This is a genomic window from Micromonospora sp. Utrum1 (assembly GCF_057197805.1).
In genome coordinates, this window is sequence record NZ_CM170071.1 from 4,141,305 (window position 1) to 4,167,823 (window position 26,519).

Genomic DNA, 26,519 nt, shown 5'->3' on the forward strand with positions numbered 1-26,519 from the left:
GTGCTCGGTGTCCACAGCACACACCGAGAGGGGCACATCATGATCGTGGTTACCGGCGCGACGGGAAACGTCGGACGGCCGCTGGTGCGGGCGCTGGCCGGGGCGGGCGAGCCCGTGACGGCCGTGTCCCGGCGGGTCTCGGCGGCTCACCTGCCGCCCGGCGTACGGGCGGTCCGCGCCGACCTGGCCGACCCGACCGGGCTGAAGGCGGCGTTCGACGGCGCCGAGGCGTTGTTCCTGCTGTTCACCGGCGAGCAGTTGACCGGCGGCGCCGACCCGGGCGCTGTCCTCGACACGGCGCGGCGAGCCGGCGTACGCCGGGTGGTCTTCCTGTCCTCGCAGGGCGTCGCGACGAAGCGCCATCCGCCGGGGCAGGAGGAGGCGGTCCGTGCGTCCGGGCTGGAGTGGACGCTGCTGCGGCCGGGTGGTTTCCACTCCAACGCCTTCGCCTGGGCGCCCGGGGTACGCGCCGGGCGGGTCGTGCACGCGCCGTTCGCCGACGTGGCGCTGCCGACCGTCGACCCGGCCGACATCGCCGAGGTGGCGGCCCTCGCGCTGCGCGACGGCGCCCACGCCGGCGGCACGTACGAGCTGACCGGGCCGGCGGCGGTCTCGCCGCGGGAGCAGGCGGCGGCGATCGCGGCGGCGCTCGGCGAACCGGTCCGGTTCGTCGAGCAGACCCCGCAGCAGGCGCGGGAGCAGATGCTGGCGTTCATGCCGGAGCCGGTGGTGGCGGCGACCCTGAGCATCCTGGGCACGCCGTCGCCGGCCGAGCAGCGGGTCAGCCCGGATGTCGCGCGGCTGCTCGGCCGGGCGCCGCGCGGCTTCGCCGACTGGGCGGCGCGCCACGTGGCCGCCTTCCGCTGACCGGTTCCGCCCGGGGGACCGCTCCTGACCGGTCCCGCCGGCCCGCCCGGCAGTCGCCCGGCGGGCCGGCGGCGGTGGTCAGCCCTGCGGCCGGGGGCAGAGGCAGAACGGGTGGCCGACCGGGTCGAGCAGCACGGTCCACCGCTCGCCGCCGGGCTGGAACTCCGGCCGCGTCGCGCCGGCCGCCACCAGGTCCTTCTCCGTCAGGGTCACGTCGTCGACGTATAGGTCGAGGTGGTACCGCTTGCCGGCGGTCTCGTCCGGCCAGGCCGGCGGCGCGTATCCGGGCACCAGGCCGAAGCCGATCGAGGTGCCGTCCTTGCTGATCATGGCGTATTCGGCCTGGCTGTGGGTGACCTCCCAGCCGAGGGCGCGGGAGTAGAAGGCGGCGTGGGCCACCGGGTCGGAGCTGTCGAGGTTGACCATCGCGAGGTCGGCGTGCGCTGTCATGCCGGTAGTCTGCCGCCGGTACCTGCCATCTGCTGTCAGGTTCGTCCGGCGGATTGCCGCGGCCTGCCGCCCGGTCGCCGACCCGCCACAACTTCCTGCGGGCCGGCCCGCCGGTCTCTACCGTCGGTGGTGATGGGCAGGGAACGGGCGGGGAGCCGACCGGCCCGGCGCCGCCGCCGGCCGGTACGCGCCGGCGTGCTGGTCGCCGGGCTCGGGCTGGGCACCTGCCTGGTCGGGGTGGCCGGGCTCGGCGTCTGGAACGTGCAGGTGGTGCTCCAGGCCAACGGGCCGGTCCGCGACACCGCCGACGCGTTCTTCCGCCAGGTCGCGGCCGGGGAGACCGACCAGGCGTACGACAAGCTGTGCCGGGAGGCGCGCGGGAAGTGGAGCCAGGTCGGCTTCGGCAGTTGGGTGCGCACCCCGCCGCAGGTCAGCGGCTACGAGATCGTCGACGTGTCGGTGCAGACCCGGGGCGGCCGGCCGCGCGGCACGGTGACGGTGCGGCTGATCCGCGACGGCGGCGGCGGCGAGGAGCGGGAACTGCCGGTGGTGCAGGAGGACGGGAAGTGGCGGGTCTGCGGGGACCCGTTCTGACCCCGGTCACCGCAGGGCCGGCTCGATCCACACGGCGGCGTCGTCGCAGGCGGTCAGGCCGACGCCCTTGACCTCCAGCACCAGCCGGAGCCCGTCGGCGACCGGCACGTCCACCGCGGCGGTGTTCCCGAGCGTCAGCTCCCGGCGGAAGACCGTCTCGTCGTCGACCTTCACGGCGAACTCGGTGCGGTAGTCGCCCGGTGCGGTGTCGGCCACGCCGACGGTGGCCTGGAACCGGGTGAACCGCTTGCCGAGGTTGAACGACTCCGCCTGGTCGTTGGTGGCGAAGCAGGTCGACGCGACGACGCTGTTCTCGTACCGCTGCCCGTTGACGGTCTCCGGGCGGTGCCGCCAGCCCTCGCCGCCCTCGACGGGCGACAGGTCGAACAACCAGGTCCCACCGCCCGCGGGGGCCGGCGCAGCGCTGGTGCGGGTGGAGGTGGTGGGTGCGGCGTCGCCGTCGTGCTGCGCCGCCGGGCTCGGTGCCGGGGCCGGTGCGGTCCGCCGGGCGTAGCCGAAGATCGCCGCTCCGGCGACCGCGACGGCCAGGCCCACCAGCGCGGTCCGGTCGACCGGCTGCCCCAGGCGGCGTACCAGGAGGTAGCCGCCGGCCAGGACGGCGCCCGCGCTGGCCGCCAGGACGATGGGCCGCCCACCGCCGGTGAGCAGCGCGGCCACCGCCGCCACGTCGGCGATCACGCCGACGCCCTGCGGCAGCAGCCGCGCGGGGCGTGCGGCCGTGGGCCCGTCCGGTGCCGTGGTCATGAAGTCTGCCCGCACGGGCCGTTTGTATCAGGCCCGCGCCCGTCAGGCGCGGGGGCCGAGGTCCCCGGAGCGGTAGTGGCGCCGGCACAGCACCTGGTAGCGCACGTCGGCGTTGTCCACGGTGTCGCCGATGACGACCTGCTCGCCCTCGCGCGCCACCCGTCCCTCGACGACCCGGGCGTTGAGCCGCCCCTCCCGGCCGCACCAGCAGAGCACCTCGATCTGGATGCGGGCCACCTCGTCGGCGAGTTCGAACAGCCGCTGGGCCGCCGGGAAGAGGCAGGAGCGGAAGTCGGTGGCCAGGCCGAAGGCGTAGACGTCGACGTCGAAGTTGTCGACCAGGTCGGCCATCTGCTCGATGTGCGCCAGGTTGTAGAAGGACGCCTCGTCGCAGATCAGGTAGTCGACGCGGACCCCCTCGGCCCAGGCGTCGCGGACCAGGTCGCGCAGGTCCAGCTCGTCGGTCACCTCGACCGCGGAGTGGGCCAGCCCGATGCGGGTGGTGACCTGCGGGCCGAGCGAGCGGTCGATGCGGGTGGTGACCAGGCCGCGCCGGCCCTGCCGGGCGTGGTTGTAGTTCATCTGCAGGGCCATCGTGGACTTGCCGCAGTCCATCGGCCCCCAGAAGAACTTCAGCGCGGCGGCGTGCAGCGGCCGGCCGTCGACGCCGCGAGCGGCGGCGCAGCCGCCGGCACGGTCGTCGCCGGGGCCCGGCAGGGGTCGGGCCAGGCAGATCGGGGCGGCGGCGTCGTCGGTCACGACGGGGCAGCCTAGCTCATCGATGCGGAAGGATCTTGCCCGCGCGCGGCGGCGCGGGCAAGCCTCACAGCACCCGGGGCGGGGTGTTGCCGGCGGCCACGATGGCCCGGCGGATCGGCACGGCGGCCAGCAGCGCGAACCCGACCACGAAGAAGATCAGCAGGGACACCAGGCCCACCCGGTACGAGGAGGTGAGCTGGAACACCAGGCCGAAGGCGAGCGGCCCGAGCCAGCTGGTGCCCTTGTCGCTGATCTCGTAGAAGCCGTAGTACTCGCCCTCCTTGCCGGTGGGGATGAGCTGGCTGAACAGCGAGCGGCTCAGCGCCTGGCTGCCGCCGAGCACCAGGCCGATGCACCCGCCGAGCACCATGAACGGCAGCGGCGCCTCGGCGGGCAGCCGGAACGCGGCGATGATCACCCCGGTCCAGAGCACCAGGGACAGCAGCACGGTCTTCCAGGCGCCGATGCGCCGGGCCAGGGCGCCCAGCGCGAGCGCGCCGCCGAAGGCCAGGAACTGCACCAGCAGGATGGTCACGATCAGGGTGTTCTGCTCCAGCCGCAGCTCCTTGGTGCCGTACTGGCTGGCCAGGGTGATGACGGTCTGGATGCCGTCGTTGTAGATCAGGAAGGCGAGCAGGAAGAACAGCGTCAGCGGGTACGCCTTGATGTTCTTCAGGGTGCGGCCGAGCTGGCGGAACCCGTCGGTGAGCACGTTGCGGCCGCCGGCCCGGGCCTCGGCGGCGGCCGCGGCGGCGGGGTGTTCGCGCAGCCAGCGCAGCGGCAGCAGGGTGAACGCCGCCCACCACACGCCGGCCGAGACGATCGACCAGCGGGCCAGGTCCAGGGTGCGCTGCGGGTTGCCCTCCTCGCTGAGCAGGTTGACCGCGACCAGGTTCAGCGCGAGCAGCACGCCGCCGCCGAGGTAGCCGATGGCCCAGCCGCGGCTGGAGATGGCATCGCGGTCGTCGGGGCCGCCGAGTTGTGGCAGGAACGAGTTGTAGACGACCACGGCGGCGCCGAAGGAGATGTTGGCGATCAGGAAGAGCACCCCGCCGAGCAGGTAGCGCTCGCCGGTGACGAACGCGAACGCGATGGTCGCGCCGGCGCCGGTGAACGCGGCGGCGGCCAGCAGCGGCTTCTTGTGCCTCGACCGGTCGGCGACCGCCCCGATCACGGGCAGCACGAAGACGGTGAGGAACACCGACAGCGAGATCAGGTACGGGTAGTAGGAGCCCGCGGCGACCCGGATGCCCAGCGGGTGCACGGCCCCGTCGCAGCTGTCGGCGCCCAGCTCGCAGCCGGCGGCCAGCTCGGTGACGGTGGTGAGGAACGGGCCGAGGAAGACCGTGATCACCGTGGTCTGGAAGGCGGAGTTCGCCCAGTCGTAGAAGTACCAGCCGGTGCGTTCGCGACGGGTGCTGCCCGGGCGGGCGGGCTCGTCGACGGCGGGGGCGACCGTTGCGGCCATCGGGGTCCTCGGGGTTCAGGCGGCCCAGTGGCCGCGGCTGCGGTAGACGTCGCGCAGCACGCCGACGTGATCGGTCATGATGCCATCCACACCAAGATCAAGTAACTCGTGCATCTCGGCGGGTTCGTCGATCGTCCAGACGTGCACCTGCAGCCCGAGTCGGTGGCAGTAGTCGAGGAACCGCCGGTCGACCACGGGCACCCGCCCGTACCGGACGGGGACCTGGGCGGCGACCACCGACGGGGGCAGCCGCAGCGGCCGCCCGTGCAGCGAGGCCATCCGCAGCCGGGCCACCCCGCGCATGCCGAGGCCGGTGGCGACCTTCGCCCCGGCCAGGGCGCGCAGCCGGGCCAGCCGGGCGTCGCTGAACGAGGCGAGCAGCACCCGGTCGCCGGCGCCGGTCCGGGTGACCGTGTCGACGGTCGGCACGACGCCGCCGTCGGCCTTGACGTCGACGTTGAACCGGACCTCGGGCCAGGCGCCGAGGACCTCGTCGAGGCGGGGCACCACGGCGGCGCCGCCGACGCGTACCGAGGCGAGGTCGGCCCAGCGCAGCTCGGCGATGCGGCCCCGCTCGCCGGTGACCCGCCGCAGGGTGGCGTCGTGGAAGATCACCGGCACGCCGTCGGCGGTGGCGTGCACGTCGGTCTCCACGTACCGGTAGCCCAGCGCGATGGCGCGGGCGAACGCGGCGGCGGTGTTCTCGTCGCCGTCGGCCGCGCCGCCGCGGTGGGCGAAGGCCAGCGGCGCGGGGGCGTCGAGGTAGCCGTGACGGGGCTGCACGCGGGAAGTATGCCGCGCCCGGGTGGCGTCCGGGTGACCGGTCGGCATCGCCGCAACGAACTTCCTCATCGTTCCCTGTAGCCCCTATTATGGGGAGCGATGGGGAATGACATGTACTCGGTGGAGCAGGTCGCGGAGCTGCTCGGGCTGCACGTGCGCACCGTGCGCGGCTACATCCGCGGCGGCCGGCTGCGCGCGGTGCGGCTCGGCAAGCAGTACCGCATCGCCCGCGCCGACGTGGACGCGCTGACCGGCCGGCCCGCGCCGGTCGCCGGCGCGCCGGCGGTGGAGGTGTCGAGCATCGTGCAGGTCGACGGCGTCGACCGGGCCGCGGCCGACCGCCTCGCCACGCTGGTGCTGGCCGGCGTCAACACCCACCACGACACCGCGCGCCCACTGCGCGTGCAGACCGTCCACGACGAGGAACGCCACCGCATGAAGATCGTGATCCTGGGCGACGCCGCCGCCACCGCCGACCTGCTGCGCCTGGTCGACGCCGTGCTCGCCGGCGACAACGGCCTGCTGACCGGGACGGAGACCGGCGATGCCTGACGTGCTGGAGGAGCGGGCCGGGGTGCCGGTGCTGGTCTGCGACCCGGCCGGCCCGCCGGTGGCCACCACCGAGGCGGCCCTCGACCTGATCGGCGGCGCGGCCTTCGGCGGCGCCGAGGTGGTCGCCGTGCCCGCCGGCCGGCTCGACCCGAGCTTCTTCGCCCTGGGCACCCGCTTCGCCGGGGAGGTCATGCAGAAGTTCGTCAACTACCGGCTGCGGCTGGTCGTCGTCGGCGACATCTCCGCGCACCTGGCGACCAGCGGCGCGCTGCGCGCCCTGGTGGCCGAGTCCAACCGCCACGACCACGTCTGGTTCCTGCCCGACCTGGCCGCCCTCGACGAGCGGCTGCGCGCCGGCTGACCGCTCAGCGCACCCAGCCGGCGGTCAGCGCGGTCACCCCCAGGCCGTCGGGGTCGGCCAGCTTGACGCCGACGAACTGCCGGGCGGCGGCGGAGGTCTGCACCCGGGGCGGGGGCTCCGGGTCGACCAGCGTCGCCACCACCGCGGCGGCGGCGTCCGCCGGCGACTGCGCGGCGGCGAACGCGGCGGCGCTGCGATCCAGGTACGCGCGCAGCGCCGGCCCGTACACCCCGGCGGCGGCGACGGCGGCCTCCGGGTCGAGGCCGACGTTGGCCACGAACTCGCTGGCCACCGCGCCCGGCTCGATCACCGTGACGCTGACCCCGACGGTGGCGGCGACCGGGGCGAGGCTCTCCATGAACCCCTCGACGGCGAACTTCGCCGCGCAGTACGCCTCGTTGAACGGCTGCCCGACCACCCCGCCGACGCTGGTCACGGTGATCAGCCGCCCCCGGGTGGCGCGCAGGTGCGGCAGGGCGGCCCGGGTGACGTGCAGGACGCCGAAGAAGTTGACCTCCATGACCGCCCGGACGTCGCCGACGGTCTCCCGTTCGAGGGTGCCGACGTGCCCGGCGCCGGCGTTGTTGACCACCGCGTCGAGCCGGCCGTGGCGGGCGACCACGTCCGCGACGCAGGCGGCCGCCGCGGCCTGGTCGACGACGTCGAGCCCGCGTACCTCCAGCAGGTCCCCGACCCCGGCGGCGTCGGCGGCGGCGCGCAGCCGGTCGGCGCGGGCGGGGTCGCGCAGGGTCGCCACGGTGCGCCAGCCGGCGCGGGCCGCGCCCACGGCGGTCTCCAGGCCGATGCCGGTGGACGTGCCGGTGATCAGCACGGTGGGTGCGCTCACGGGTGCCTCCTGCCGCCACCGTCTCACCGTCCGGACGGGCGCGGCGGCGAATCGGCGGCATCAGCTCCAGTCGGTCCGGTAGCCCTCGTGGCGCATCAGCTCCAGCAGTTCGGCGTCGGTGGGCCGGTGCACCCGGTCCAGCGCGGCGCGCAGCGTCTCGACCTCGACCGGGTCCGGCCCCTGCACCTCGACCGCCCGCACCCGGCCGCCGTCGGCCCGGTAGAGGGCGGTGGAAGGGCTGCTGTTGTCGGTCTTCCGGGTCACGATCAGCGTCTCGCCGGCACCCAGATCGGTGCAGGTACGCAGCCGGGGCGAGCCGCAGTCGACCCCCTCGGGCAACCCGGTCTCCGGTTGCGGGACGCGCAGCCCCCACATCACCGGCACGCTCCGGCCATCGCCGACGCCCAGGTCGTAGGCCACCTCGAGGCCGCCCCGGTCGAGCCAGGCGACGTTGCCGGGGCGGGCCGCCCCGTCGGGGATCAGCAGCTGCTCCCTCGGCCACGGCGACAGCCCGGTCAGGCTGATCACGTCGCGCTGGTCCTTGGCCCGGTGGTACGCGGCCCGCAGCCCGGCGTACCCGAGCCCTCCGACGACGAGCAGCACCAGGACGACCAGGGCGAGGCGGCGCGGCAGGCTGTTCATCCGACCGGCCCGCGGCGGTGCGACCGGCTGGTGTCGAGCGGGCGGCCCGGGTCGACGTGGCGGGGCCGGTCCGGCTCGTCGGGGCGCAGCGGCGCCAGGCCGGCGGTGATCGCGTCGATGATCCGGTCGGTGGCTCGCCGGGCGCGGCCCGCCGAACCGGGGGGCAGGTCGCACAGCGTCACCGGGGCGCCGAAGTGCACCCGGATGACCGGCCGCCGTCGCACCGCGCGGGCCAGGCCGCGGAGCATGCCCTTCGGCGCCCGGTAGGGCAGCACCTCGTGGGAGCCCCACTGGGCGACCGGGACGACGGGGGCGCCGCCGGCGAAGGCGAGCCGGGCGGCGCCGGTCTTGCCCCGCTCGGGCCACATGCCGGGGTCCAGGCCGATACGCCCCTCGGGGTAGACCAGCACCACCGAGCCGCGGGCCACCGCGCCGGCGGCGATCTCCAGGGAGTGGTGCGCGGAGCTGGTGCCCCGGTCGACGCGGATGTGCCCGGCGTGGCGCATCAGCGGCCCAACCACCGGGGCGCGGAACAGCCCGCCGGTGGCCATGATCCGCGGGTGGATGCCGCGGACCTGACACGCCGCGGCGAGCACCACGGGGTCGAAGGGGCTGATGTGGTTGGCGGCCAGGACCAGGGGTCCTCGGCGCATCTCGTCCGGCACGTCGCCGCTGACCTCGAGCCGGGCGACCAGGCCGACGAGGCCGCGGGCGGCCAGTTGCGCGGCGCGCCACAGCAGGGGCGCCCGCCAGTGGGTGATCGGGGTGTCCATCAGTGCTGGATGGTCGCACGCGCCAGGGTGAGCCGGAGACCCGAGGGCGGAGGTGATCAGGGTCATTGGTCCCGGGCCGGTTCGGGCCCTGCGGCCCTGCCCAATCCTCTACGACGCCGAGTAGTATTTACTACGTCTCGTAGTACGCACAGCTGGGGGTTTCAGGTGGACGCGTTGGACGTCGCCCGCTGGCAGTTCGGTGTCACCACCGTCTACCACTTTCTCTTCGTGCCCTTGACCATCGGCCTGTCCGTGCTGGTGGCCATCCTCCAGACCCTGTGGCACCGCACCGGCAACGAGCGGTACCTCAAGCTCACCAAGTTCTACGGCAAGCTCTTCCTGATCAACTTCGCGATGGGCGTGGTCACCGGCATCGTGCAGGAGTTCCAGTTCGGCATGAACTGGAGCGACTACTCGCGCTTCGTCGGCGACATCTTCGGCGCGCCCCTGGCGATCGAAGCGCTCGTCGCGTTCTTCCTGGAGTCCACCTTCATCGGCCTGTGGATCTTCGGGTGGGACCGGCTGCCCAAGCGCCTGCACCTGGCCGCCATCTGGGCGGCGGCGATCGGCACCAACCTGTCCGCCTACTTCATCCTCGCCGCGAACTCGTTCATGCAGAACCCGGTCGGCTACCGGATCAACCCGCAGACCGGCCGCGCCGAGTTGACCGACTTCGTCGCCGTGCTCACCAACAAGGTCGCCCTGATCACCTTCCCGCACACCCTGGCCGGGGCGTTCCTGGTCGCCGGGTCGCTGATCGTCGCCGTCGGGCTGTGGCACGTCATCCGCAACCGGGGCGGCGCCGACACCGACGCCTACCGCTTCGCCACGAAGTTCGGCTCCTGGGTGGTGCTGGTCGCAGCGGCGCTGGTGCTGTTCACCGGCGACATCCAGGGCAAGATCATGACCCAGGTGCAGCCGATGAAGATGGCCGCCGCCGAGGGCCTCTACACCACCGAGAGCCCCGCCTCGTTCTCCGTGCTCACCGTCGGCAGCCTCGACGGCAGCCGGGAGCTGTTCGCCCTCAAGATCCCGTACCTGCTGTCCTACCTCGGCACCGGCGACCCGCACGGCACCGTGCACGGCATCAACGACCTCCAGGCCCAGTACGCCACCCAGTACGGCGCCGGCAGCTACACCCCGATCATCCCGGTCACCTACTGGAGCTTCCGGTTCATGATCGCGCTCGGGATGGCCGCCGCCGCGATCGCCCTGATCGTCCTCTGGACCCAGCGCAAGGGCCGCACCCCGTCGAGCCGCTGGCTGCTGCGCGCCGGCCTGGTCATGCCGGCCCTGCCGCTGCTGGCCAACTCCTTCGGCTGGATCTTCACCGAGATGGGCCGCCAGCCGTGGATCGTCTTCGGCGAGATGCTCACCCGCAACGGCGTGTCCCGCAGCGTCTCGCTGGCCGAGGTGCTCACCTCGTTCACCGCCTTCACCCTGATCTACGCCACCCTCGCGGTCATCGAGTTCAAGCTGCTGATCCGCTACGCCAAGGCCGGCGTGCCCGACCTGACTCCAGCCCCTGAACCAGCCGACACCGACGACGCCGATCGCCCGCTGGCGTTCGCCTACTAACCCCCGGAGCCCACCGTGGAACTGACGACCGTCTGGTTTCTCCTCGTCGCCGTGCTGTTCACCGGCTACTTCATCCTCGAAGGCTTCGACTTCGGCGTCGGCATGCTGCTGCCCGTGCTCGGCCGCGACGACCGGGAACGCCGCGTCCTGATCAACACCATCGGCCCGGTCTGGGACGGCAACGAGGTCTGGCTGATCACCGCCGGCGGCGCCATGTTCGCCGCCTTCCCCGAGTGGTACGCCACCCTCTTCTCCGGCTTCTACCTGCTGCTGCTGCTGATCCTGCTCGCCCTGATCGCCCGCGGGGTGGCCTTCGAGTACCGGCACAAGCGCCCCGAGGCGTCCTGGAAGCGCCGCTGGGACCAGGCCATCTTCGTCGGCTCGCTGGTGCCGGCGATCCTGTGGGGCGTCGCCTTCGCCAACATCCTGCGCGGCGTGCCGCTGACCGCCGACCACGAGTACGCCGGCGGCCTGCTCGACCTGCTCAACCCGTACGCCCTGCTCGGCGGGGTGACCACCCTCGGCCTGTTCCTCACCCACGGCGCGGTGTTCATCGCCCTGAAGACCAGCGGCGAGATCCGGCAGCGGGCCGGCGCGCTGGCCGTCCGGCTCGGCGCCGGCACCGCCGTGGTGGCCGTGGCCTTCCTGGCCTGGACGCTGAGCATCCGCTCCAGCGCGGCCGCCGTCGTGCTCGCCACCGGCGCTGCCCTCGCCCTGCTCGCCGGCCTCGCCGCCGCCCGGGCGCGCCGTGAGGGCTGGGCGTTCACCGGCACCGCCGTGGCCATCGCCCTGGCCGTGGCGACCCTGTTCGCCGCGCTGTTCCCGAACGTGCTCCCGTCCACCCTGGACGCCGCCGGCACGCTGACCGCGACCAACGCCGCCTCGACCCCCTACACCCTGAAGATCATGACCTGGGTGGCCGTGGTGTTCACCCCGATCGTGCTGGCCTACCAGGGCTGGACCTACTGGGTGTTCCGCAAGCGCATCGGGGTACAGAACATCCCGCAACACTGACGATCCTGCGGGCGCGGGTGGCGCGGGGCGGGTGCGAGGGGGTCGCACCGGCCCCGCGGCGCGAGCAGGGCAGGTCAGTCGGTCGCCCGCTCGTCCGCCCACACCCGGCCGGAGTTCCACGGGTTCTCCGGGTCGAACGGGCCGTCGGAGGGCTGAGGCTCCCGGCCCCTGGCCACGTCGTATTCCGTACGCAGTCGCTGCGCCCGCCGCGCCAGCCCGGCGACGTCCACCGCCGGCCGGTACAGCGACGCCCACAGCTCCTCGTCCAACCGGATCGCCGCAGCCTCCCACGGCGCCTCCGGCTCGTCGGGCTCCTCACCGTCCTCCATCGCCGCCAGCCGGTACGCCGCCTCCGACCGGGCCCGCAACGCCAGGACGTCCGTGACCGACCGGAACGGCCACTGCTCCAGCGGCAGCGCCCACGGTCGGGTCCGGCCGATCCGCGCCACCCCCAGCGCCTTGACCAGCGCGAACAACAGATCGTCCGCCTCGACCGGATGGTCGTGGCCCAACACCTCGCGCAGGCGTGTCGCGTCGGCCCGCAGCCCCGCCGCCGCCGACCAGGTTACCAGCTCCGCGACCAGGTCGTCAGCGCTCCGTCCGACCGGCCCCGGCATGCCACGCGGCTGGTGCCGGTACACCCCGCACGGCCCGTCGGTGTCCCACAGGTGCGTCAACGGCCCCACCACACCCGGCGTCGCCGTCGCCAGCACTGCGCAGTCGCCGTCACTGACGTACGCGGCGAGGACGGGGTGACCGGTCGAGGTGGCGAGCGCCCCGGCGGGGGCGAGCAGGTCCGGGGGATCGTTCCACCCGGTGGTCTCCACCAACTGCCAGCCGTCGCCCAGCTCCCGCAGCCACCGGTGCCGGTGCCCGAACCCGCCGATGCCGTCCTGGTCGACCAGCAGCCCGCCGGGCCGCGCCAGCACCACCGTGCCCCAGTAACCCACCCGGGCACCCTATGCGCGCGAGCGCCGCGCCAACGCCCCGGTGTGGCGCCACAAGCAGCCGCACCCTCGCAGCGGCGACCCGCCGACGCGCACCTCAACGCGCCCGTGGTCGGCCCGCCGGGGCGACGGGCCGACCACGGGGACGATCAGACCAGGTCGATGCGCTCCCACTCGACCGGGTAGCCGGCCCGGGCGAAGGTGGCGGCCATCGGCGCGTTGCCCTGGTCGGTGGCGGCCACGATCGCGTCGGCGCCCGCCTCGACCAGCAGGTGGGTGGCCTCGACCAGCAGGTCGTGGGCGTAGCCGTGGCCCCGCTGCCCGGGCAGCACGCCGACGAACCCCACGACGTGGTGGGTCGGGTTGCGGGCCGGCACGACCAGTCCGGCCGGCTCCCCGTCCGGGGTGAACGCCGTCCGCCACCAGTCCCGCGGGCTCGGCATCCAGCGCAGCAGGTCCAGGTCTTCCTGCGCCGCGGCCAGCGGGCCGTGCGCGGCCGCCGCGGCCCGGTAGTGCGCGTCCAGGCTGCCCTCACCGATGCGGCACAGCATGTCCAGGATCACCGCGTCGTCCGGCTCGGGCCGGAACTCCAGCCGCCCCGGCCGGGCCGGCAGGCCGCACCCGGGAGTCCAGCGGTAGCGGTACCGCTCGACCAGCACCCGCATGCCGGCCGCCGTTGCGGCGTCGATGCGGGCGTGCGCCTGCGCGCGCACCGCGGGGTTCTCCCGCCACCCGTGGGGGAGCAGGATCGAGTACTCGGCGCGCAACGGCGCGGTGCGCAGCAACTCGACCGCGGCCTGCGTGTCGGTGAAGTCGAACCAGTCCAGCGCCAGGGGCGCGGGGTCGTCCGGCCCGGCCCACCAGGCGGCCCGGGCGACCACCACCCCGTCGCGCAGGGCCACCCAGGTCCACTCCGGGCGGAAGCCGCCGCCGGCGTAGGTCTCGCCGAGCAGGGTCCGCCCGACCAGCCCGGGGTCGGGCAGGGAGTCGAAGAGATGTTCCTCGCCCGCGACGAGCGGGCGAACGACCAGATCGGTCATGAAGGTCCTTCCAGGAAGCGGTGCGCTCCCCGGTTCAGGAACCCGGCGTCCTCGCAGGGAGGTGGGAGCGCATGACAGTCGTACGGGTCATGGCGCTCACCTCCCTCCGGTCTCGTCGAGGACGCGGCGGAACGATAGCAGAGCGCCCGCACCCCGGCCGGGGTGTTTTCCGGCCGGGGTGCGGGCGGTGGGGCTCAGCGGGCCTCGCGCAGCTCCGCCAGCCGGGCCTCGATCTCGGCCAGCTCGGCGCGCAGCTTCTCCGCCTGCTGCTCCGCCTCGGCCCGCTCGGCGGCCAGGATCTGCTCCACCGCCTCCTGCACCCCGGGCACGTCGACCAGCGCCACCATCCGCAGCGCCTCGGCCGGCTTCACCACGTACGGCTTGGCCAGCGCCTTGGCGCCCTGCTGCGCCGCCACCGTCCACTCGCCCTCGGCGTAGGCCAGCGTCACCGTCAACCCGGCCGGGCTCTTCGGCTTGACCGCCTTCACCGCCCGCCGCGCCGGCTTCGGCTCCGCCTGCTGCTCCACCCTCGGCTCCTCCCGCCGCGGCGCCGGCACCGGCGGCGCGTCCAACACGAACTCCGGCTCCGCCGGCGGCTCCTCGGCCGGTGGCTCCGGCTTCGGCTCCGCCGGCCGCCGCCCGGCCCCCTTCGGCGCGATCGCCACGTCGGTGGGGGAGAAGGGCAGCTCGTCGCGGCCGAACCGCACCACCACGAACTCCTCGGACGCCTCCGGGTCGGTCAGCTCCACCACCTGCCCGAGCTGACCCGCCATCTGCCCGGCCGCCGCCGTGAACACCACCTTGGGCTTGCGGCCGGCCGCCAGCGCCTCCCGGATGCCCTGTACCTCGTCAGTGGACAAACCCTGGCCCGCCATCACAGCCCTCTTCCGTACACGTGTCTGATGCCTGCCTTGATACCAGCCCGCACCGACAGCCGGAAGATCAACCCCCGGCGACCCAGACGGCCGCCACCTCCTCGGCCACCGCGGCCGCCTGCGCGAACCCCGCCCGCGCCGACGCGGCCCGCCGCGCCGGATCCAGCAGGTTGCGCCCGATCGCCGCCCGCGCCGCCCGGTCCGGCGACACCACCGCCACCCGCGCGCCCGCCGACCGCAGCTGCGCCACCTGGGCCGACAGCCGCGGCATCGGCCCGAACCCGGCCCGCGTCGGCGCCAGCACCACCACCTGCCGCGCGCCCGCCGCCAGGTCCGCGTTCACCGCCGAACGCACCCCGCCGTCGACGAAACGCCGGCCGCCGATGGTCACCGGCGGCCACACCCCCGGCACCGCGCAACTGGCCCCCACCGCGTCCACCAGCGCCACCTCCGAGCCGGCGTCGAAGACCACGAACTCGCCCGAGGCCGCGTCCACCGCGGTCACCAGCAGCCGCCGCGCCGGCCACTGCCGCACCGGCAACCGCGCCGCGATGACCGCCCGCCGCGACTCCTCCGACGGGGTACGCGCCGCCAGGGCCATCGCCCCGACCCGGGCCCGCGCCCGCACCGCGTCCCGGCCCCGGGTGCCCGCCCACGCCCAGCGCGCCAGCACCCCCACCCCCAGCCGGGCCGCCACCTCCTGGTGGGCCGGGCGCAACTGCGCGGCGTACAGCTCCTCGACCGGCGTGCCCGAGCACACCTGCGCGCCCACCACGGAACCCGCCGAGGTGCCCACCACCAGCTCGGCGGCGGTCAGGTCCAGCCCCTGCGCGGTCAGCCCGGCCAGCAGCCCCAACTCCCAGGCCACCCCGGTCACGCCACCGCCACCCAGCACCAACGCCCGCGTCATGTGTGACCGTCCTCTCCACCGGGTTCCGCGCCGCCCACGGTAACGTCAGCCCGACCGTCAGGGCAGGGGAGAACACATTGACCTCCGTCACCATCATCACCGGTGGGGGGCGCGGCATCGGCGCGGCCACCGCCCGCCGCCTCGCCGCCGCCGGCCACGACGTCGTCATCGGCTACCGCAGTGACCACGCCGCCGCCGAGGCCGTGCTCGCCGACGTGCGCGCCGCCGGCCGCCGCGGCCTCGCCGTCGCCGCCGACACCGGCGACCCCGAGCAGGTCCAGCGCCTCTTCGACGCCGCCGCCGCGCTGGGCCCGCTCACCGGCCTGGTCAACAACGCCGGCATCACCAGCCCGATCGGACCCTTCGCCGACCTGCGCGTCGACGACCTGCGCCAGGTCGTCGACGTCAACCTCGTGGGCTACGTCCTCTGCGCCCAGCAGGCCGCCCGCCGGATGACCCACGGCGGCGCCATCGTCAACGTCTCCTCCGCCGCCGCCACCCTCGGCAGCCCCGGCGAATACATCCACTACGCCGCCGTCAAGGCCGCCACCGACACCCTCACCGTCGGCCTGGCCAAGGAGCTCGCCCCGCGGGGCATCCGGGTCAACGCCGTCGCCCCGGGCATCATCCGCACCGACATCCACGCCCTCTCCGGCGTGCCCGACCGCCCCGACACCGCGGCCGGCCGCATCCCGCTGGGCCGCGCCGGCGAACCCGACGAGGTCGCCGGCGCCATCGCGTTCCTCCTCGGCCCGGACGCCACCTACACCACCGGCGCCGTCCTGCGCGTCGCCGGCGGCCTCTGACACGCAAGCGGCCCGGGGGAGAGTCACCCCCGGGCCGCTCCGCACCGCGCTCCTAGTGGGTGAACAGCTTCGCCGCCGTGATCACGGTCTGCACCACCCCGTAGCCCAGCAGCGCCGACACCACCACCCACGACACCACCAGACGGACCCGCTGCCCGCCACCGGCCTGCTCGTTCACGACCCGCTCCTCTCCGCCGCCACCGGCTGCACACCCTCGACACCGTCCCGGCCCGACGCCGGCTCGTGGAACCGTTCCGGCACCGGCCGGATCAACAGGTTCGCCACGAAACCGACCGCCAGCACCCCGACCATCGTGAACAACGCCGGCCGGTACGCCGCCGCCGTCAACGTGCCCGGCTTGCCCTGCGCGTCCAGGAACGCGTTCACGATCAGCGGACCGGCCACCCCGGCCGCCGACCACGCCGTCAACAACCGGCCGTGGATCGCGCCCACCTCGAACGTGCCGAACAGATCCCGCAGGTACGCCGGCACGGTGGCGAACCCACCGCCGTAGAACGACAGGATCACGCACGCCAACAGCACGAACAGCGCCGTCGCCACCTGCCCGAACAGGGCCAGCAGCACGTACAGCGCCATGCCCACGCCCAGGTACACCAGGTAGATCGGCTTGCGGCCGATCACGTCCGACGTCGACGACCACACGAACCGGCCGGCCATGTTGAACAGCGACAGCAGCCCCACGAACCCGCCGGCCGCCGCCACCGACACCGCCGAGGTCCCGTTGTCCCGGAAGAAGTCCTGGATCATCGGGCTCGCCTGCTCCAGGATGCCGATCCCCGCCGTCACGTTGCAGAACAGCACCACCCACAGCAGCCAGAACGACCGGGTCTTCACCGCGTTCGCCGCCGACACGTTCGCCGTGGTCACCAGCGGCTTCGCCGCCACCGTCGCCGGGTCGAACCCGGCCGGCCGCCAGTCCGCCGCCGGCACCCGCACGTTGAACACCCCGAACATCATGATCACGAAGTAGCCGACGCCCAACGTCAGGAACAGCCACACCAGCGCGCTGCCCGACGCCGTCGAGCCCGCGTTCGCCGGGTCGTATCCCGGGTCGTAGAACGACAGCAACTGCCGGGACAGGGGGGAGGCCACCATCGCCCCACCACCGAACCCCATGATCGCCAACCCGGTGGCCAGCCCCGGCCGGTCCGGGAACCACTTGATCAACGTGGAGACGGGGGAGATGTAGCCGATCCCCAGCCCGATGCCGCCCAGCACCCCGTACCCCAGATACAGCAGCCACAGCTGCTTCGTCGCGATGCCCAGCGCGCCGACCAGGAAACCCGCGGCCCAGAAACACGCCGAGACGAACATCGCCTTCCGGGGCCCGTTCGCCTCCACCCACGTGCCCGCCACCGCGGCCGACAACCCCAGCATCACGATCGCGATGCTGAAGATCACCCCGATCGCCGTCTGACCCGTGTCGAAGTGCGCGATCAACGAGTTCTTGTACACGCTGGTCGCGTAGACCTGCCCGATGCAGAGATGGATCGCCAACGCCGCCGGGGGTATCAGCCAACGGCTGTAACCCGGCGGCGCGACGGTGTGCCGACGATCGAGTGCGGAAAGCATGGGTGCTTCCTCTCCGGAGAATGGCGAAAATCCCACCCGTTTCATCCCCCCGCGGGGCGCTACGCCGAAACCCACCCCGCGCCGGACGGTCGGAACCCTGAGCCGAACGGTCACCCCACCACCAGGCCGCGCACCCGCCGTCGCCGCACCGTCACCGCACGTCCTGGGCGATCATGACGGCATGCCACTGCTCACCACCCCGGCCCTGCACCCCGGCGCCCTCGCCAGCCGCCCCCAACCCGACCTCGACGCGGGCGACCTGCGGCTGCGACCCTGGCGACCCGAGGACCGGCCTACCGTCCTCGCCGCGTACGCCGACCCCGCCATCCGCCGCTGGCACTGCCGCGCCATGACCGACGACGAGGCCCGCGACTGGATCGACGCCTGGCCCCGACGGTGGCGGCAGGAGACCGGCGCCGGCTGGGCCGTCACCGACGCCACCGGCGTGCTCGGGCAGATCAGCCTGCGCGCCATCGACCTGCCCGAGGCCCAGGCCGAGGTGTCGTACTGGGTGCTGCCCGCCGCCCGCGGCCGGCGCGTCGCCGCCCGCGCCCTGAGCGCCCTCACCGCCTTCGGCTTCGACCGGCTCGGCCTGCACCGCGTCTGGCTGCGCCACTCCACCGCCAACCCCGCCTCCTGCCGGGTGGCCGAACGCGCCGGCCTCGCCGCCGAGGGCACCAACCGCGGCGCCGCCCGGCACACCGACGGCTGGCACGACATGCACCTGCACGCCCGGCTACGCACCGACACCTGACCGGCGCCGCGGCGGCGGATGCGACGATGATCCGGTGAAGATCCTGTCCATCCAGTCCTCAGTCGCCTACGGTCACGTCGGCAACTCCGCCGCCGTCTTCCCCCTGCAACGGCTCCGGCACGAGGTCTGGCCGGTGCTGACCGTGCACTTCTCCAACCACACCGGCTACGGCGCCTGGCGCGGGCCGCTGCTGCCCCCGGCCGACGTCGCCGAGGTGATCGCCGGCATCGAGGACCGTGGCGTGCTCGGCACCGCCGACGCGGTCCTGTCCGGCTACCAGGGCGACCCGGCGATGGGCGCGGTGATCCTCGACGCGGTCGCCCGGGTGAAGGCCGCCAACCCCGACGCCCTGTACTGCTGCGACCCGGTGATGGGCGACGTCGGCCGCGGCATGTTCGTCCGCCCCGGCATCCCCGAGTACCTGCGCGACACCGTCGTCCCGCGCGCGGACATCGTCACCCCGAACCAGTTCGAGCTGGAGTTCCTCGCCGGCCGCGGCACCGACACCCTCGACGACCTGCTCGCCGCCGTCGACGTCGTCCGCGACACCGGACCCCGGCACATGCTGGTCACCAGCGTGCTGCACGGCGACCTCCCGGAGGGGTCGCTGGAGGTCGTCGCCGTCTCCGACGAGGGCGCCTGGGCGGTCACCACCCCGCTGCTGCCGATCAGCCCCAACGGCGGCGGCGACGTCACCGCCGCGCTGTACCTGGCCCACCTCGCCACGACCGGCTCACCCGAGACGGCGCTGGAACGCACCACCAACTCCATCTACGCCGTCCTCGAGGCCACCCTCGTCGCCGGCACCCGGGAACTGCAGCTCGTCGCCGCCCAGGACGCCATCGCCGACCCGCCCACCCGGTTCGGCGCCCGCCGGCTGCGCTGAGGTGATCGCCGCGGCGCCGGCGGGGGAGAGCGGCCCCGGCGCAGACTTCGCCGGACCGCCGTCTCCCGACCGGCCGCTCGCCTAGGCTCGGGGACGACGCAGTCCGGTTCCGCAAGACCCGCGTACGGGCCGGAACGGGCGCCCGTCCCCGCCCAGGCGCGGATGCGGAGGACGCCGGATGGACGAGACCACGTTCGCGGCGCCGGCCTGGGCCTGGGTGGCCGTCGGAGCGGTCATCGCCGTCATGCTCGCCGTCGACGTGTTCTCCCATCGCGACCACCACGTCATCGAACTGCGCGAGGCGCTGCTCTGGAGCGCCGTGTGGATCACCGCCGGGATCGCGTTCGGCCTGGTGATCTGGCTCTGGCGCGGCGGCGGGCCGGCGGTGGCGTACTACTCCGGCTACCTGCTGGAGAAGGCCCTGTCGGTCGACAACGTCTTCGTGTTCGCACTGCTGTTCGGATACTTCCGGGTGCCCCCCACCTACCAGCACAAGGTGCTCTTCTGGGGGGTGCTCGGGGCGCTGGGCTTCCGGCTGGTCTTCATCTTCGCCGGCGCCGAACTGCTGGACCGGCTGACCTGGGCCGGCCTCGTGCTCGGCGCGTTCCTGATCTGGACGGGCTGGCGCCTGGCCGTCCGCGGTGAACCGGACGTCGACCCCGACCGCAACATCGCCGTCCGGCTCTTCCGCCGGCTGGTGCCGACCGAGCCCCGCTACCACGACGGCCGCTTCACCGTCCGCGTCGACGGCCGCCTCAAGGGCACCGTGCTGCTGGTCGCGCTGGTGGCGATCGAGGCCACCGACGTCATCTTCGCCATCGACTCCGTCGCGGCGATCCTGGCCATCACCACCAACACGTTCCTGGTCTGGACGGCGAACGCCTTCGCCGTGCTCGGGCTGCGAAGCCTCTACTTCTGCCTCGCCGGTCTGCTGCGGCACTTCGGGCACCTGCGCTACGGCCTGGCCGTGCTGCTCGCCTTCGCCGGGGTGAAGCTGATCCTCGCCGAGACCCCCGTGGGCAAGCTTCCCGTCTGGCTCACCCTCGCCGTGGTGATCCTGACCCTCGGCACCGCCATCGCCTGGAGCACGGTGACCGCCCGCCGCAACGCCCGGTCCCGCTGACCGGCCGCCACCGGAACCGGACGACACGGGCGCCGCCGAAGGCGCTGGGAATCCCGGCGGCGACGTGGCACCATCGGGCAGGTGACCAGCAGTCCCGCCTTCGCGCAGCACCTGCGCGACCTCGCCCGACTGCGCCGCGTCCGCGACCGGATCGACCGCGAGTACGCGCGGCCGCTGGACGTCGAGGCGCTCGCCCGCGGCGTGAACATGTCGGCCGGGCACCTCAGCCGCCAGTTCCGGCAGGCCTACGGCGAATCGCCCTACGCCTACCTGATGACCCGCCGCATCGAGCGCGCCATGGCGCTGCTGCGCCGCGGTGACCTCAGCGTCACCGAAGTCTGTTTCGCGGTCGGCTGCTCGTCGCTGGGCACCTTCAGCACCCGCTTCACCGAGCTGGTCGGCGTGCCACCGAGCACCTACCGGGCCCGCGCGGCCGGCGCCACCGCGGAGATGCCGTCCTGCCTGGCGAAACAGGTCACCAGACCGATCAGGAATCGAGAAGCGCGCGCCACGGAGCCGCAGCTAGCGTGACCGCCATGGACATCACGATTCACTACGCCTTCCTCCCGCACACCGACGCCGACGCCGCCCTGACCTTCTACCGCGACACCCTCGGCTTCGAGGTCCGCAACGACGTCGGATACGACGGGATGCGCTGGCTCACCGTCGGTCCCCCCGACCAGCCGGGCACGTCCATCGTGCTGCACCCGCCGGCCGCCGACCCCGGCATCACCGACGACGAGCGCCGCACCGTCCTCGAACTGATCGCCAAGGGCAGCTACACGAGCATCACCCTGGCCACCCACGACCTCGACGGCGTCTTCGACCGGCTGCAGGCCAGCGGCGCCGAGGTCGTCCAGGAGCCCACCGACCAGCCGTACGGGGTCCGCGACTGCGCCTTCCGCGACCCCACCGGCAACCTCATCCGGATCAACCAGCTGAGCTGAGCCGCCCGGCTGTCGCAACCCCCGGCCGACGGAGACCGCGAAGGCGGCCCGCGTAACAGATGGAGACACGATGAGGACGGACCCCCGGTCGCCCGCGCAGCACGTTGCCGACAGCCACGGCCTGATCCGCGTGCAGGGCGCCCGCGAGAACAACCTCAAGGACGTCAGCATCGAGATCCCGAAGCGCCGGCTGACCGTCTTCACCGGCGTCTCCGGCTCGGGCAAGAGCTCCCTGGTGTTCGGCACCATCGCCGCGGAGTCGCAGCGGCTGATCAACGAGACCTACAGCGCCTTCGTGCAGGGCTTCATGCCGACGCTGGCCCGGCCCGAGGTCGACGTGCTCGACGGGCTGACCACCGCGATCATCGTCGACCAGGAGCGGATGGGCGGCAACCCCCGCTCCACCGTCGGCACCGTCACCGACGCCAACGCGATGCTGCGCATCCTCTTCAGCCGGCTCGGGCAGCCGCACATCGGCTCGCCCCAGGCGTTCTCCTTCAACGTCGCCTCGATCAGCGGCGCCGGCGCGGTCACCATCGAGCGCGCCGGCCAGACCACGAAGGAGCGGCGCAGCTTCAGCATCACCGGCGGCATGTGCCCGCGCTGCGAGGGCACCGGCTCGGTCACCGACTTCGACCTGACCCAGCTGTACGACGCCAGCAAGTCGCTCAACGAGGGCGCGCTCACCATTCCCGGCTACAGCATGGACGGCTGGTACGGCCGCATCTTCAGCGGCTGCGGCTTCTTCGACCCGGACAAGCCGATCCGCGAGTTCACGAAGAAGGAGCTGCACGACCTGCTCTACAAGGCGCCGGTCAAGATCAAGGTCGAGGGCATCAACCTGACGTACGAGGGCCTGATCCCGAAGATCCAGAAGTCGATGTTGTCCAAGGACGTCGACTCGATGCAGCCGCACATCCGCGCCTTCGTGGAACGGGTCGTCACCTTCACCACCTGCCCCGACTGCGGGGGCACCCGGCTCAGCGAGGCGGCCCGGTCGTCGAAGATCAGCGGGATCAGCATCGCCGACGCGTGCGACATGCAGATCAGCGACCTCGCCACCTGGGTACGCGACCTCGACGAGCCGTCGGTGGCGCCGCTGCTGGCGAAGCTGCAGCACACCCTCGACTCGTTCGTGGAGATCGGGCTGGGCTACCTCTCCCTCAGCCGCCCCTCGGGCACCCTGTCCGGCGGCGAGGCCCAGCGCACCAAGATGATCCGCCACCTCGGCTCCTCGCTCACCGACGTGACCTACGTCTTCGACGAGCCGACCATCGGGCTGCACCCCCACGACATCCAGCGGATGAACGACCTGCTGCTGCAACTGCGCAACAAGGGCAACACCGTCCTCGTCGTGGAGCACAAGCCCGAGACCATCGCCATCGCCGACCACGTCGTCGACCTCGGCCCCGCCGCCGGGACCGCCGGCGGGGAGGTCGTCTTCGAGGGCACCGTGGAGGGACTGCGCACCAGCGGCACGCTCACCGGCCGCCACCTGGACGACCGCGCCCGCCTCAAGCCGTCCGTGCGCACCCCCTCCGGAGTGCTCGAGGTACGCGGCGCCGACACCCACAACCTGCAGAACGTCGACGTCGACATCCCGCTCGGCGTGCTGGTCGTCGTCACCGGCGTGGCCGGCTCCGGCAAGAGCTCACTGATCCACGGCTCCGTGTCCGGGCGCGACGGCGTCGTGACGGTCGACCAGGGCGCGATCCGCGGCTCCCGGCGCAGCAACCCGGCCACGTACACCGGCCTGCTCGACCCAATCCGCAAGGCCTTCGCGAAGGCCAACGGCGTGAAGCCGGCCCTGTTCAGCGCCAACTCCGAAGGCGCCTGCCCCACCTGCAACGGCGCCGGCGTCATCTACACCGACCTGGCCATGATGGCCGGCGTCGCGACCGTGTGCGAGGAGTGCGGCGGCAAGCGGTTCCAGGCCGAGGTACTCACCTACCTGCTCGGCGGCAAGGACATCAGCGAGGTGCTCGCCATGTCCGTGGCCGAGGCCGAGGAGTTCTTCGGCGCCGGCGAGGCGCCGATCCCGGCGGCCCACAAGATCCTGCAGCGCCTCGCCGACGTGGGGCTGGGCTACCTGTCGCTGGGGCAGCCGCTGACGACCCTGTCCGGCGGCGAGCGGCAGCGGCTCAAGCTGGCCACCCACATGGGCGAGAAGGGCGGCGTCTACGTCCTCGACGAGCCGACCACCGGCCTGCACCTCGCCGACGTCGAGCACCTGCTCGGCCTGCTCGACCGGCTCGTCGACTCCGGCAAGTCGGTCATCGTCATCGAGCACCACCAGGCGGTCATGGCGCACGCCGACTGGATCATCGACCTCGGCCCCGGCGCCGGCCACGACGGCGGCCGGATCGTCTTCGAGGGCACCCCGGCCGACCTGATCGCCGCCCGCTCCACCCTCACCGGCGAGCACCTCGCGGCCTACGTGAGCGCCTGACCCGCCCACCCCGCGGTGATCATGAGGTTAGCGGCGTGATTCGTCCCATTAGCCGCCGCCAACCTCATGATCACCGGGGTGGGTACCGCTGCGGTCACTTGCTGACGCGGTACCGGCTGGTGATCGCGACGCGGTTGAAGGCGTTCATCACGGTTACCAGCCAGGCGACCGCCGAGACCTGATCCGCGGTGAGTACGGCCGCGGCGGCATTGAAGTCCTCGTCGCTGACGTGTCCGTTCGGAACGAGGGTGATCGCCTCGGCCAGGCGGAGGGCGGCGCGGTCGGTCTCGGAGAAGTAGCCGGTCTCCGCCCAGGCGGGCAGCACGGCGATGCGATCGGGGCTCTCGCCCTTCTTGAGGGCGTCGCGGGTGTGCATGCGCAGGCAGAACGCGCAGCCGTTGATCTGGGAGGTGCGGATCCTCAGCAGCTCGACCAGAAGCGGATCGAGGCCCGCTGCGGCGGCGGCCTCCTCCGCCTCCGCTGACAGGGCGATGAGGGTCTTGTAGGGGGCCGGGTGCTGCTCGCCGATGTTGACACGCTGAAACTCGGTCATGGTTCCTTTGATCCGTTCGTGTGGTCTGCGCCGCGGTGGCGGTGAGTGTTCTGGCAGGGCACCGTTCGTGCGACGTGTTGCCGCCCGCTGCGTGCCCCGGGCTATGACTTCGGGTCGTCGACCTTGAGCTTGTCTCCGGTGTTGGAGACGAAGACGACCAGGAGCTTGGCCGGCTCGGTCTGGCTGGCGTTCTCGGTGACGACGTGATCGGCGCCCGGCTGCTCGACCCAGTTCTCGCCCTGGTGGAAGGTGGTCACGGGCTTGTCGTCGAGCTTGCTGCGCACGGTCCCTTCAAGGACGTAGGCGTAGACGAACGCCTGGCCGTGCCGGTGCGGCGCCGCGCTCGCGTTGGGCGGAAGCTCGACGACCGCCGAGGTGAACGTCTTGCCCTTCACATCCGGAAGGGCCTGCTGGAGCAGCGGTCTGAGTGTTTCGGCGGGGCGCGACGACGCCGATGCTGCGGCCGTGGCCGGCCCCTCGGCGTGAGCCGGCTCGTTGGAGGTCGAGCAGGCCGTGGCCGCAGTCAGCGTGGCGACAGCCAGGAGGCCAGCGGCGATAACGGCGGTCCGGCGTCGCACAGTGATGCCTTGCATACAGGTCCTTACTGGGGAGGGGCGACTCGAGCGCATGACCCGCTCGTTCTCATTAGGGAGACGAGGTAGCCCCTCCGGGCGTGACAGCTCAGATGCGCGCGAGTTTCTCGGGATTGATGACCTTGCGGTAAGCGCTAATCAGACCGTCCGTGATCTGCACCGTGTCGACGGAGTAGACCCGGCCTTCCCGATGGAACACGAGGGCGAGCTCGCCACCGACCTCGGCGAAGTCGATGCGGTCCGGGCGCCACTGGCGTCCCGTACGCACCATGACCTCGGCGACGCGCTGGCCGCCGTAGATGAGCTTGCGTGCCGCGGAGACCTTGCCGCCGCCGTCGGTGACGTAGACGGCGTCCGGGTGCAGAAGCCTGACCAGGCCGGCCAGGTCGCCGGCCTCGTAGGCGGCGCGGAAGACCGTGAGGACGCGTTGCCGCTCCGCCTTCGACGCCCGCGGCGTCGACTGCTTCGCGTTGGCCACCCGCCGTCGTGCCCGCGAGGCGAGCTGCCGGGCACCCGGCACGGAGACGTCCAGCACTTCGGCGATCCGGCCGAACTCGACACCGAAGACATCGTGCAGGACGAAGGCCACCCGCTCCGGCGGGCTCAGCTCTTCCATGATCAGCAGCATCGCCGAACTGACGGACTCGTCGACGAGTACCGGCTGCGACGCGTCCGGCCCGGTCAGCAGCGGCTCCGGCAGCCACGGCCCGACATAGGTCTCCCTGCGGACACGGGCGCTCTTGAGGATGTCGTACGACCGTCGCGCGGCCACCGTCACCAGCCAGGCGCGCAGATCACCGACGTCCCGCAGATCCGCTCCGGCCGCCCGCAGCCACACATCCTGGGTTACATCCTCGGCATCGGCCACACTCCCCAGCAGCCGGTACGCCACACCGAAAACCGCGGGCCGGTGCCTCTCCCATTCGGCTCCGAGCGGGTCCTCCTGCTCCGACCGTCCGGGCCCGCGCCAGTCACCCATGCAGATCGCGACCTCCTCCAGCTTGCGGATCCAGCGTAGCGATCCGACCTCGGGATCTTCGAAGGCAGCTCTGGGGGAGCGAGCCAGCCCACTCAGACACGGCGGCCGTACGTCGTGATCAAGCTGCTTTGGGAATGCTGTCGGCTTTGGCGCAGGCGTCACGGGCACCGTGCTGGTGGCGGCGTCGCCGGGGAGTGAACGCGGGGGAGAGGTGTCGATGGATGCTGGGAGCAGCTCGCGCAGACCCTAGGCGACAACGGGTCGAGTTGGCTGTCGATGGCGTGCGCGAGGCAGATCATGCCTGGCATCCGTTCGTTCGGGTCCCCGTCGGTGACGACGTACCAGATGGAAACCACCAGGTAGTAGCGGCGGAACAGCACCTCCGGTTCGACGGCGGATTCCGTGGAGCGCGCACCCTCGTCGCCGAGCCCGGGTATCTCGATCTTCGGTGGCACGATGGGCCGGCGGAAGTCCCGGATCGCGGTCGCCTCGGCGTCGTGCTGGATGACCGTGACGGTCAGCTGGCCGGCCTCGGGAGCGCCCACAGGCATGGCTCCACCTGCCGGCGTCGACCGTCGTCGCTTCGCTCGCAGCGCGCCGCCTCCGCTCGG

Annotated in this window: 31 protein-coding genes; 13 read left to right on the forward strand and 18 right to left on the reverse strand. The window is 73.0% G+C overall.

All coding sequences use genetic code 11. The annotated features are described in order from the left end of the window. The first annotated feature begins 39 nt into the window (after positions 1 to 39). On the forward strand, positions 40 to 867 hold the full coding sequence (locus AC0OLQ_RS19480; RefSeq protein WP_484527399.1) for an SDR family oxidoreductase: 828 nt from the start codon (positions 40 to 42) through the stop codon (positions 865 to 867). Positions 868 to 945: 78 nt separating this feature from the next. On the opposite strand, the gene AC0OLQ_RS19485 is transcribed toward AC0OLQ_RS19480, so the two are convergent. Further along, positions 946 to 1,317, reverse strand: a complete 372-nt coding sequence (locus AC0OLQ_RS19485) for a VOC family protein (protein WP_484527400.1) — start codon at positions 1,315 to 1,317, stop codon at positions 946 to 948. A gap of 132 nt (positions 1,318 to 1,449) precedes the next feature. Here AC0OLQ_RS19485 and AC0OLQ_RS19490 point away from each other — a divergent pair, with 132 nt between their 5' ends. Continuing rightward, the gene (locus AC0OLQ_RS19490; protein WP_357343343.1) at positions 1,450 to 1,911 is read left to right on the forward strand and encodes an Rv0361 family membrane protein; all 462 of its coding nucleotides are present in this window, start codon (positions 1,450 to 1,452) and stop codon (positions 1,909 to 1,911) included. A gap of 6 nt (positions 1,912 to 1,917) precedes the next feature. Here the strand turns inward: AC0OLQ_RS19490 and AC0OLQ_RS19495 are convergent, their stop codons facing one another. The 4 genes from AC0OLQ_RS19495 to AC0OLQ_RS19510 form a co-directional block, all read right to left on the reverse strand. Further along, complete coding sequence (locus AC0OLQ_RS19495; protein WP_484527401.1) at positions 1,918 to 2,676, reverse strand: NPCBM/NEW2 domain-containing protein; 759 nt, start codon at positions 2,674 to 2,676, stop codon at positions 1,918 to 1,920. A 42-nt stretch (positions 2,677 to 2,718) separates the two neighbouring features. Continuing rightward, positions 2,719 to 3,435: a thymidine kinase gene (locus AC0OLQ_RS19500; RefSeq protein ID WP_484527402.1), complete on the reverse strand. Its 717-nt coding sequence runs from the start codon at positions 3,433 to 3,435 to the stop codon at positions 2,719 to 2,721. A 64-nt stretch (positions 3,436 to 3,499) separates the two neighbouring features. Continuing rightward, positions 3,500 to 4,903, reverse strand: coding sequence for an MFS transporter (locus tag AC0OLQ_RS19505; RefSeq protein ID WP_484527403.1), 1,404 nt, complete (start codon positions 4,901 to 4,903; stop codon positions 3,500 to 3,502). Between the two features lie 15 nt (positions 4,904 to 4,918). Continuing rightward, entirely contained in the window at positions 4,919 to 5,686 is a 768-nt protein-coding gene (locus AC0OLQ_RS19510) for a glycerophosphodiester phosphodiesterase family protein (RefSeq protein WP_484527404.1), read from the reverse strand. A 99-nt stretch (positions 5,687 to 5,785) separates the two neighbouring features. On the opposite strand from AC0OLQ_RS19510, the gene AC0OLQ_RS19515 reads away from it, so the two are divergent. Together AC0OLQ_RS19515 and AC0OLQ_RS19520 are read left to right on the forward strand one after the other, a co-directional pair. Beyond that, entirely contained in the window at positions 5,786 to 6,238 is a 453-nt protein-coding gene (locus AC0OLQ_RS19515) for a helix-turn-helix domain-containing protein (protein WP_484527405.1), read from the forward strand. Further along, entirely contained in the window at positions 6,231 to 6,599 is a 369-nt protein-coding gene (locus AC0OLQ_RS19520; protein ID WP_484527406.1) for a DUF4180 domain-containing protein, read from the forward strand. Before AC0OLQ_RS19515 ends, AC0OLQ_RS19520 begins: the two co-directional genes overlap by 8 nt. A gap of 4 nt (positions 6,600 to 6,603) precedes the next feature. Here the strand turns inward: AC0OLQ_RS19520 and AC0OLQ_RS19525 are convergent, their stop codons facing one another. The 3 genes from AC0OLQ_RS19525 to AC0OLQ_RS19535 are packed head-to-tail and all read right to left on the reverse strand — an operon-like array spanning position 6,604 to position 8,861. Next, the gene (locus AC0OLQ_RS19525; protein WP_484527407.1) at positions 6,604 to 7,446 is read right to left on the reverse strand and encodes an SDR family NAD(P)-dependent oxidoreductase; all 843 of its coding nucleotides are present in this window, start codon (positions 7,444 to 7,446) and stop codon (positions 6,604 to 6,606) included. Positions 7,447 to 7,506: 60 nt separating this feature from the next. Next, positions 7,507 to 8,088 (reverse strand): hypothetical protein, encoded by a 582-nt coding sequence (locus AC0OLQ_RS19530; RefSeq protein WP_484527408.1) that lies wholly within the window; start codon positions 8,086 to 8,088, stop codon positions 7,507 to 7,509. Then, positions 8,085 to 8,861: a lysophospholipid acyltransferase family protein gene (locus AC0OLQ_RS19535; RefSeq protein ID WP_357343360.1), complete on the reverse strand. Its 777-nt coding sequence runs from the start codon at positions 8,859 to 8,861 to the stop codon at positions 8,085 to 8,087. The genes AC0OLQ_RS19530 and AC0OLQ_RS19535 overlap by 4 nt, the downstream gene beginning before the upstream one ends. A 165-nt stretch (positions 8,862 to 9,026) precedes the next feature. On the opposite strand from AC0OLQ_RS19535, the gene AC0OLQ_RS19540 reads away from it, so the two are divergent. Continuing rightward, positions 9,027 to 10,439 (forward strand): cytochrome ubiquinol oxidase subunit I, encoded by a 1,413-nt coding sequence (locus AC0OLQ_RS19540; protein ID WP_484527409.1) that lies wholly within the window; start codon positions 9,027 to 9,029, stop codon positions 10,437 to 10,439. A gap of 15 nt (positions 10,440 to 10,454) precedes the next feature. Further along, positions 10,455 to 11,453: a cytochrome d ubiquinol oxidase subunit II gene (gene cydB / locus AC0OLQ_RS19545; RefSeq protein WP_484527410.1), complete on the forward strand. Its 999-nt coding sequence runs from the start codon at positions 10,455 to 10,457 to the stop codon at positions 11,451 to 11,453. A gap of 74 nt (positions 11,454 to 11,527) precedes the next feature. On the opposite strand, the gene AC0OLQ_RS19550 is transcribed toward cydB, so the two are convergent. The 4 genes from AC0OLQ_RS19550 to AC0OLQ_RS19565 all read right to left on the reverse strand — a co-directional run bounded on the left by AC0OLQ_RS19550 (position 11,528) and on the right by AC0OLQ_RS19565 (position 15,225). Then, positions 11,528 to 12,403 (reverse strand): hypothetical protein, encoded by an 876-nt coding sequence (locus AC0OLQ_RS19550; protein WP_484527411.1) that lies wholly within the window; start codon positions 12,401 to 12,403, stop codon positions 11,528 to 11,530. A gap of 146 nt (positions 12,404 to 12,549) precedes the next feature. Then, positions 12,550 to 13,440, reverse strand: a complete 891-nt coding sequence (locus tag AC0OLQ_RS19555; protein WP_484527412.1) for a GNAT family N-acetyltransferase — start codon at positions 13,438 to 13,440, stop codon at positions 12,550 to 12,552. Between the two features lie 194 nt (positions 13,441 to 13,634). Next, the gene (locus AC0OLQ_RS19560; protein WP_357343369.1) at positions 13,635 to 14,315 is read right to left on the reverse strand and encodes a hypothetical protein; all 681 of its coding nucleotides are present in this window, start codon (positions 14,313 to 14,315) and stop codon (positions 13,635 to 13,637) included. A 67-nt stretch (positions 14,316 to 14,382) separates the two neighbouring features. After that, positions 14,383 to 15,225: a patatin-like phospholipase family protein gene (locus tag AC0OLQ_RS19565; protein ID WP_484527413.1), complete on the reverse strand. Its 843-nt coding sequence runs from the start codon at positions 15,223 to 15,225 to the stop codon at positions 14,383 to 14,385. Between the two features lie 77 nt (positions 15,226 to 15,302). Between AC0OLQ_RS19565 and AC0OLQ_RS19570 the strand changes: the two genes are divergently transcribed. After that, positions 15,303 to 16,031: an SDR family oxidoreductase gene (locus tag AC0OLQ_RS19570; RefSeq protein WP_484527414.1), complete on the forward strand. Its 729-nt coding sequence runs from the start codon at positions 15,303 to 15,305 to the stop codon at positions 16,029 to 16,031. Between the two features lie 52 nt (positions 16,032 to 16,083). Here the strand turns inward: AC0OLQ_RS19570 and AC0OLQ_RS19575 are convergent, their stop codons facing one another. Further along, positions 16,084 to 16,209, reverse strand: coding sequence for an MFS transporter small subunit (locus AC0OLQ_RS19575; RefSeq protein ID WP_262284204.1), 126 nt, complete (start codon positions 16,207 to 16,209; stop codon positions 16,084 to 16,086). Next, positions 16,206 to 17,624 (reverse strand): OFA family MFS transporter, encoded by a 1,419-nt coding sequence (locus AC0OLQ_RS19580; protein WP_484527415.1) that lies wholly within the window; start codon positions 17,622 to 17,624, stop codon positions 16,206 to 16,208. The genes AC0OLQ_RS19575 and AC0OLQ_RS19580 overlap by 4 nt, the downstream gene beginning before the upstream one ends. A 181-nt stretch (positions 17,625 to 17,805) precedes the next feature. On the opposite strand from AC0OLQ_RS19580, the gene AC0OLQ_RS19585 reads away from it, so the two are divergent. The 6 genes from AC0OLQ_RS19585 to AC0OLQ_RS19610 all read left to right on the forward strand — a co-directional run bounded on the left by AC0OLQ_RS19585 (position 17,806) and on the right by AC0OLQ_RS19610 (position 23,783). Continuing rightward, positions 17,806 to 18,378 (forward strand): GNAT family N-acetyltransferase, encoded by a 573-nt coding sequence (locus tag AC0OLQ_RS19585; RefSeq protein WP_484527416.1) that lies wholly within the window; start codon positions 17,806 to 17,808, stop codon positions 18,376 to 18,378. A 34-nt stretch (positions 18,379 to 18,412) separates the two neighbouring features. Continuing rightward, positions 18,413 to 19,264: a pyridoxal kinase PdxY gene (gene pdxY / locus AC0OLQ_RS19590; protein WP_484527417.1), complete on the forward strand. Its 852-nt coding sequence runs from the start codon at positions 18,413 to 18,415 to the stop codon at positions 19,262 to 19,264. 178 nt (positions 19,265 to 19,442) lie between these two features. Continuing rightward, positions 19,443 to 20,387, forward strand: coding sequence for a TerC family protein (locus AC0OLQ_RS19595; RefSeq protein WP_484527418.1), 945 nt, complete (start codon positions 19,443 to 19,445; stop codon positions 20,385 to 20,387). 81 nt (positions 20,388 to 20,468) lie between these two features. Next, entirely contained in the window at positions 20,469 to 20,918 is a 450-nt protein-coding gene (locus tag AC0OLQ_RS19600) for a helix-turn-helix transcriptional regulator (protein WP_484527419.1), read from the forward strand. Between the two features lie 5 nt (positions 20,919 to 20,923). After that, positions 20,924 to 21,334, forward strand: coding sequence for a VOC family protein (locus AC0OLQ_RS19605; RefSeq protein ID WP_484527420.1), 411 nt, complete (start codon positions 20,924 to 20,926; stop codon positions 21,332 to 21,334). A 70-nt stretch (positions 21,335 to 21,404) separates the two neighbouring features. Next, the gene (locus tag AC0OLQ_RS19610) at positions 21,405 to 23,783 is read left to right on the forward strand and encodes an ATP-binding cassette domain-containing protein (RefSeq protein WP_484527421.1); all 2,379 of its coding nucleotides are present in this window, start codon (positions 21,405 to 21,407) and stop codon (positions 23,781 to 23,783) included. Between the two features lie 94 nt (positions 23,784 to 23,877). On the opposite strand, the gene AC0OLQ_RS19615 is transcribed toward AC0OLQ_RS19610, so the two are convergent. The 4 genes from AC0OLQ_RS19615 to AC0OLQ_RS19630 all read right to left on the reverse strand — a co-directional run bounded on the left by AC0OLQ_RS19615 (position 23,878) and on the right by AC0OLQ_RS19630 (position 26,459). Beyond that, the gene (locus AC0OLQ_RS19615) at positions 23,878 to 24,336 is read right to left on the reverse strand and encodes a carboxymuconolactone decarboxylase family protein (protein WP_484527422.1); all 459 of its coding nucleotides are present in this window, start codon (positions 24,334 to 24,336) and stop codon (positions 23,878 to 23,880) included. 101 nt (positions 24,337 to 24,437) lie between these two features. Further along, entirely contained in the window at positions 24,438 to 24,914 is a 477-nt protein-coding gene (locus AC0OLQ_RS19620; RefSeq protein WP_484527423.1) for a cupin domain-containing protein, read from the reverse strand. A gap of 103 nt (positions 24,915 to 25,017) precedes the next feature. Further along, positions 25,018 to 25,908: an RNA polymerase sigma factor SigJ gene (sigJ, locus tag AC0OLQ_RS19625; RefSeq protein WP_484527424.1), complete on the reverse strand. Its 891-nt coding sequence runs from the start codon at positions 25,906 to 25,908 to the stop codon at positions 25,018 to 25,020. A gap of 158 nt (positions 25,909 to 26,066) precedes the next feature. After that, positions 26,067 to 26,459, reverse strand: coding sequence for a hypothetical protein (locus AC0OLQ_RS19630; RefSeq protein WP_484527425.1), 393 nt, complete (start codon positions 26,457 to 26,459; stop codon positions 26,067 to 26,069). Positions 26,460 to 26,519 lie beyond the last annotated feature (60 nt).